This window comes from Actinomadura sp. KC216 (genome assembly GCF_004348535.1).
In the GTDB taxonomy this organism is placed as follows: domain Bacteria; phylum Actinomycetota; class Actinomycetes; order Streptosporangiales; family Streptosporangiaceae; genus Spirillospora.
In genome coordinates this window covers 1-6,958 of the sequence record NZ_SMJX01000394.1, presented here as the reverse complement: position 1 = coordinate 6,958, position 6,958 = coordinate 1, and the positions used below count along the sequence as shown (strand labels likewise).

3 protein-coding genes are annotated in these 6,958 nt (G+C 68.3%); all 3 read left to right on the top strand.

Annotation, left to right across the window (positions count from 1 at the left end):
* Positions 1–299: 299 nt before the first annotated feature.
* Positions 300–2,237 carry a DNA topoisomerase (ATP-hydrolyzing) subunit B gene (gyrB, locus tag E1264_RS38125; protein ID WP_132181688.1) on the top strand — a complete coding sequence of 646 codons (1,938 nt, stop codon included), beginning with the start codon at positions 300–302 and terminating at the stop codon, positions 2,235–2,237.
* A 531-nt stretch (positions 2,238–2,768) separates the two neighbouring features.
* Positions 2,769–5,276, top strand: a complete 2,508-nt coding sequence (gene gyrA / locus E1264_RS38120; protein ID WP_132181686.1) for a DNA gyrase subunit A — start codon at positions 2,769–2,771, stop codon at positions 5,274–5,276.
* Positions 5,277–5,345: 69 nt separating this feature from the next.
* The gene (locus E1264_RS46285; protein ID WP_347813448.1) at positions 5,346–6,830 is read left to right on the top strand and encodes a DUF3566 domain-containing protein; all 1,485 of its coding nucleotides are present in this window, start codon (positions 5,346–5,348) and stop codon (positions 6,828–6,830) included.
* Positions 6,831–6,958 lie beyond the last annotated feature (128 nt).

The window sequence follows — 6,958 nt, the reverse complement described above, 5'->3', positions numbered from 1 at the left end:
GAGGTGATGAGTTCAGCAGCGAGCGCCACGTAGGCCAGAGAACACCCCCGGTCCTGTGGGGGGATGCATCTCCAGGCCCGCTCGGCCGCCACACGCGCATACAGCGCCCGACAGTGCCACTTTCTGTCGCATGACCCGGTAGAATGAAATCGGTTCAGGATGCTGCGCCGCCAAGGGGTGCCCAAAGCTCTGACCAGACGTTGAACAGAGCACAAGGGCGCCCTGTCATGTGTGTTACGGGGCACACCGTGCCTCCCTCGGGCGCGGAGCGGCAGACATCCCCGGCAGGAGGATCTCCTTTGGCGTACGACGCTAGTTCGATCACTGTCCTTGAAGGGCTTGAGGCGGTTCGCAAGCGCCCGGGCATGTACATCGGCTCGACCGGTGAGCGCGGCCTGCACCATCTCGTTTACGAGATCGTGGACAACTCGGTCGACGAGGCCCTGGCCGGCTTCGCCGACGAGATCGTGGTGACGTTGATGGCCGACGGAGGGGTGAGCGTCCTCGACAACGGGCGCGGCATCCCTGTTGGCGAGCATCCCGTGGAGAAGCGGCCCGCCATTGAGCTGGTGCTGACCACGTTGCACGCGGGCGGCAAGTTCGACGGCAAGTCGTATGCCGTGTCGGGCGGCCTGCACGGGGTGGGCTCAGCGGTTGTGAACGCGCTTTCCACCCGCATGGAGGCCGAGGTTCGGCAGAACGGCCACGTGTGGCGCCAGTCGTACACGTGGCAGGGGCCGGAGACCGAGCTTCAGCAGGGTGAGGAGACCGACGAGACCGGCACCCTCATCAGGTTCTGGCCCGACCCGGAAATCTTCGAGACCACCGAGTGGAACTTCGAGACCCTCTCCCGGCGCATCCAGGAGATGGCGTTCCTCAACCGCAGCCTTGCCATCACGCTGCGGGACGAGCGTCCCGATCATGTGAACGGGGAGCCGCGCGCCGTCCGCTATTACTACGAGGGCGGCATCGAGGACTTCGTCCGCTACATCAACGCGCGCAAGGACGCCGTCCACGAGTCGGTCGTGTACTTCAGCGACGAGACCACGGGCATGTCGATCGAGATCGCCATGCAGTGGAACTCGTCCTACGCCGAGTCCGTCCACACGTTCGCCAACACGATCAACACGGCGGAGGGCGGCACCCACGAGGAGGGGTTCCGCGCGGCGCTGACCACGATCGTCAACCGCTACGCCCGCGACAAGGGCCTGCTCCGCGACAAGGACGACAACCTCACCGGCGAGGACGTCCGCGAGGGCCTCACCGCGATCATCTCGATCAAGCTGGCCGACCCGCAATTCGAGGGCCAGACCAAGACCAAGCTCGGCAACACCGAGGCCAAGTCGTTCGTGCAGCGCGCTTGCAACGTCTACCTGCGCGACTGGTTCGAGGAGAACCCCGGCGAGGCCAAGGAGATCATCAACAAGGCGTCGCAGGCGGCGCGGGCCCGGGTCGCGGCGCGGCAGGCGCGCGATCTGACCCGTCGAAAGAGCCTGCTGGAGTCGACGTCGCTGCCCGGCAAGCTGTCGGACTGCCAGTCCACCGACCCCGGCAAGTCCGAGCTGTACATCGTCGAGGGCGACTCAGCGGGCGGCTCCGCGAAGGGCGGCCGCAACCCGCACTTTCAGGCGATCCTGCCCATCCGCGGCAAGATCCTGAATGTGGAGAAGGCCAGGATCGACAAGATCCTGAAGAACAACGAGGTGCAGGCGATCATCACGGCGCTCGGCACCGGCGTCCACGACGAGTTCGACATCACCAAGCTCCGGTATCACAAGATCATCCTGATGTCGGACGCGGACGTCGACGGCCACCACATCAACACGCTGCTGCTGACGCTCCTGTTCCGGTTCATGAAGCCGCTGATCGAGGCCGGGCACGTCTACCTGTCCCAGCCCCCGCTCTACAAGATCAAGTGGGACGCGCGCGGCACGGAGGCCGACTACGCCTACTCCGACTCCGAGCGCGACGCGATCATCGAGGCCGGGGTCGCCGCCGGAAAGCGCGACCCGCGTCCCCGCGACCTGGTCCAGCGCTTCAAGGGCCTCGGCGAGATGAACGCCAACGAGCTGTGGGACACCACGATGGACCCCGACAACCGTGTGCTGCTGCAGGTGCAGCTCGACGACGCCGCCCAAGCGGACGAGCTGTTCAGCGTGCTCATGGGCGAGGAGGTCGAACCCCGCCGCGAGTTCATCCAGCGCAACGCCAAGGACGTGCGCTTCCTTGACATCTGAGTACGGCGGCCCATGCCGAGCTCCCATTGGCTTGATGGCCCAGCTCCCACCGGTCGACGGCCCCACGGCCGCCGGCCCGGCTCCCAACCGCCCTGGCCCGGCTCCCACCAGCCGCGTTGGCACCGGTTCCCGCCGTCTAGGCCCGGCTCCCGGCCGTCCAGACCTTGGTTCGCGGCGCTCTGGCCCAGTTCGCCGCTTTGGCCCGGCTCGCCGCCGTCCTGGCACGGTTTGCCGTTGTCTTGGGCCGGTTTGCCGTCGCCCTGGGTCGGTTTGCCGTCGTCCTGGGTCGGGAATCCGGCAGGTGGCCGTGATCATGGCGACTCGGGCTGAGCATTCGGCGACGGAGGCGATGGGCGTGGCGGTCCCGGGCGGGCGTCGTGTGGCGCGCGCCGGGGCGGGCGAGCTTCCGGTGACGCGGGCCGGGCGGTCCCTTCCGGGCGAGGAGGGGAGCGGCGGACGGGCGAGCTGTCCGCGGGCTGCTTCCGGCAGGCGACCGTACTTGCATCCCAACGAGCAGAAGAGGTCTTGAGAGTGACGGACGTGACCACCGAGGGCGGATACCCGGGCGAGCGGATCGAACCGGTCGACATCCAGGTCGAGATGCAGAAGAGCTATCTCGACTACGCCATGTCGGTCATCGTCGCGCGTGCGCTGCCCGAGGTCCGCGACGGCCTCAAACCCGTGCACCGCCGCGTCCTGTACGCGATGTACGACGGTGGCTACCGGCCCGACCGCGGCTACTTCAAGTGCGCGCGCGTCGTCGGCGACGTCATGGGGAACTACCACCCGCACGGCGACTCCGCCATCTACGACGCGCTGGTCAGGCTCGCGCAGCCGTGGTCGATGCGGTACCCGCTGGTCGACGGGAACGGCAACTTCGGCTCGCGCGGCAACGACCCGGCCGCGGCCATGCGGTACACCGAATGCCGCATGGCGCCCCTCGCGATGGAGCTGCTGCGCGACATCGACAAGGAGACCGTCGACTTCTCACCCAACTACGACGGCCGTTCGCAGGAGCCGGACGTCCTGCCGTCGCGGTACCCGAACCTGCTGGTCAACGGGTCCGCCGGCATCGCGGTGGGGATGGCGACGAACATCCCGCCGCACAACCTGCGTGAGGTCGCCGAAGGCGTCAGGTGGTACCTCGACAACTTCGGCGCGTCCGACGAGGAGCTTCTCGAGGCGCTGATCGAGCGGGTCAAGGGCCCCGACTTCCCGACCGCCGGGCTGATCGTCGGCCGCAAGGGCATCGAGGAGGCGTACCGCACCGGCCGCGGCTCCATCACCATGCGCGCCGTTGTCGAGGTCGAGGAGATCCAGGGCCGCACCTGCCTCGTCGTCACCGAGCTGCCGTACCAGGTCAACCCGGACAACCTCGCCCTGAAGATTGCGGACGGGGTGAAGGAGGGCAAGCTCGACGGCATCGCCGACGTCCGCGACGAGACGTCCGGCCGGACGGGGCAGCGCCTCGTGATCGTCCTCAAGCGGGACGCCGTCGCCAAGGTCGTCCTGAACAACCTGTACAAGCACACCCAGCTGCAGGAGACGTTCGGCGCGAACATGCTCGCGCTGGTCGACGGCGTGCCGCGCACCCTCCGCATCGACCAGTTCGTGCGGTACTGGGTCGCGCATCAGGTGGAGGTGATCGTCCGCCGCACCCGGTTCCTGCTCCGCAAGGCCGAGGAGCGCGCCCACATCCTGCGCGCCCTGCTGAAGGCCCTCGACCGGATCGACGAGGTCATCGCGCTGATCCGCCGGTCGCCGTCGGCATCGGAGGCGCAGCAGGGCCTGATGCAGCTGCTGGAGATCGACGAGATCCAGGCGCAGGCCATCCTCGACATGCAGCTGCGCAAGCTCGCCGCCCTGGAACGGCAGCAGATCACCGATGAGTACGACAAGCTCATGGCGGAGATCGCCGACTACAACGACATCCTGGCCTCGCCGGAGCGGCAGCGCCAGATCGTCGGCGACGAGCTGGCCCCGATCGTCGAGAAGTTCGGCGACGAGCGGCGCACGCAGATCATCCCGTTCGACGGGGACGTGTCGTACGAGGACCTCATCGCCGAAGAGGACGTCGTCGTCACGATCACCCGCGGCGGCTACGCCAAGCGCACCCGCACCGACCTGTACCGGGCGCAGCGGCGCGGCGGCAAGGGCGTCCGCGGCGCGCAGCTCAAGCAGGACGACATCGTCGACCAGTTCTTCGTCACCACGACGCACCACTGGATCCTGTTCTTCACCAACAAGGGCAGGGTGTACCGGGCGAAGGCGTACGAACTGCCCGATTCCGGTCGCGACTCGCGCGGCCAGCACGTCGCGAACCTGCTGGCGTTCCAGCCGGACGAGCACATCGCCCAGGTCATGGACCTGCGGGACTACGAGGTCGCGCCCTACCTCGTCCTCGGGACGAAGAAGGGCCGCGTCAAGAAGACCGCGCTGGGCGACTTCGACTCGCCGCGCACCGGCGGCATCATCGCGATCAACCTGGTCGACGACGACGAGGTCATCGCCGCGCGGCTCGTCTCGGCCGACGACGACCTGCTGATGGTGTCCACCGGCGCCCAGGCGATCCGCTTCCGCGCCGACGACGACTCGCTGCGCCCGATGGGACGCGCCACGTCCGGCGTCATCGGCATGCGTTTCGACGAGGACCAGGAAGTTCTTAACATGCTGGTCGTGAAGGACACGTCCCAGGACGTCCTCGTCGCGACCGAGGGCGGGTACGCCAAGCGGACCCCCGTCGACCAGTACCCGCTGCAGGGTCGTGGGGGTAAGGGCGTCCTCACGGCTAAGATCGTGCAATCCCGCGGGATGTTGGTAGGGGCCCTGATGGTGGGCCCGGAAGACGGTGTGTTCGCGATGACGTCCAACGGCGGAGTCATCCGGACCACGGCCGCGGAGATCAAGCAGTCCGGCAGGCAGACCATGGGTGTCCGCCTGATGAACCTCGCGGACGGGGACAGCGTCGTGGCCATCGCGAGGAACGTAGAGTCCATGGAGGACTCAGACGACGCCGAGGGAGGCGACGACGGTGAATGACGTACGGGACATCATCGCGTCCCGCGCGTTCATCGCCTTCGTTGCCCGACCGCTAGGCCAGGAGGACACGTGAGCACCGAGCCCGGCAAGAGCAAGGACGGGCCCGGCGCGGCTGCGCCGGGCGGCTCCGGCGAGACCCCGGGGGCCGACCCCGGCGCGAAGGCCGCCGGCGAGTCCGAAGCGAAGCCGGGCCGGACGACCAAGCCGAACCAGCCAGGCGAGTCGGACGGCACCTCGGCCGAGCCCGCCGGCGCCTCGGATGGGCCGAGCGTGTCCGACACGCCAAGCGGTTCCGACAAGCCGGGTGCGTCCGATAGGTCGGCCGCGCCCGCCAAGTCGGACGCGGCCGCCGAATCGGACGCCAAACCGGCCAGGTCGAGCAGGTCCCGTGCGGCGGGCAGATCCGGTGCGGCGCGCAAGGTGGTGGCCGCCGCGGCCTCCAAGCCCGGCCGGGACGAGACGACCGTCGAGATCGACTCCAACGCGGATGAGACCAGGGCCGACCTGCCGCAGGTGGACGAGCCGTTGGACGAGTCCGACTCGCCGGAGATCGCCCCCGTCCAGGACACCACCGAGCCGCCCAAGAGCACCAAGCCCGCCGATTCCCCGACCGCAACCGACCCCGTCCCGCGGCCCAGCGCCGCGTCGCCCGCTTCGGCCTCCGGTCGTCCTTCCGACCCGTCGGGCTCGGCGTCCCGGCCGTCGCCTGCCCGGCCATCGGGCTCGACGTCTGGTCCTGCGGCCTCGCCGCAACCGAGTCCGGCGTCCAGCGGTTCGGCGGCCGGCCGTGCAGCCCACCCCGCACCGAGTTCGGCCTCCGGCTCGGCGTCGGATCCGGGCTTCGGCTCGGCGTCGGGTTCGAGTTCGAGTTCGGGTTCGGCGGGCTGGGCCAAACCCGCCGAGCCGTCCGGTTCCGTTTCCACAGGACGCACAGAGAAGCCGAACCAGCCGTTCAACGCGCCTGCGTCGGGTAACTCGTCCGCCGCGAGCCCGACTCCGAGCCCTGGCTCGGGCCAAGGGCCGGGGTCGTCCGGTACGCCTGCTTCTGGCCCGTCTGGGAAGCCCGGCTCTGGTGGCTCGAAGCGTCCGAGCTTCGCGGGAACCGTCCTCAAGGACCGCCCGTCCACGTCACCCGCGCCCGCGAAACGCCCGTCCAAGCCCGCCGCCGGCGGCAAACCGGCGCGCAAGGCCCAGCTGCAGCTCGCCCGGCTCGAACCGTGGTCGGTGATGAAGTTCAGCTTCGTGATGTCGCTGGTCTGTTTCGTCATCCTCCTAGTCGCCGTGATCGTTCTCTACACGATCCTGTCCGGCCTGGGCGTGTTCGACGCCATCAGCGACACGATCAACAGCCTCACCAAGGAGCAGGGCGAGGCCACCGGCAGTGTCGACGCCGGCAACTGGTTCTCCTTCTTCCGCGTCTTCGGCTACACGGTCCTTGTGGGCGCTCTGAACGTCCTCCTCATCACTGCTCTGTCCACGGTCGGCTCCGTCATCTACAACCTCGCCGCAGACCTCGTCGGCGGAGTCGAAGTGACGCTCAAGGAGGCCGAGTAACGATTTCCGGTTGCCCCTCTAGATGGGGTAACCTCACGTTGCGCCGCCAGAACAGCGGCACAACCCGGGCCTATAGCTCAGTCGGTTAGAGCGCATCCCTGATAAGGATGAGGCCGGAGGTTCAAGTC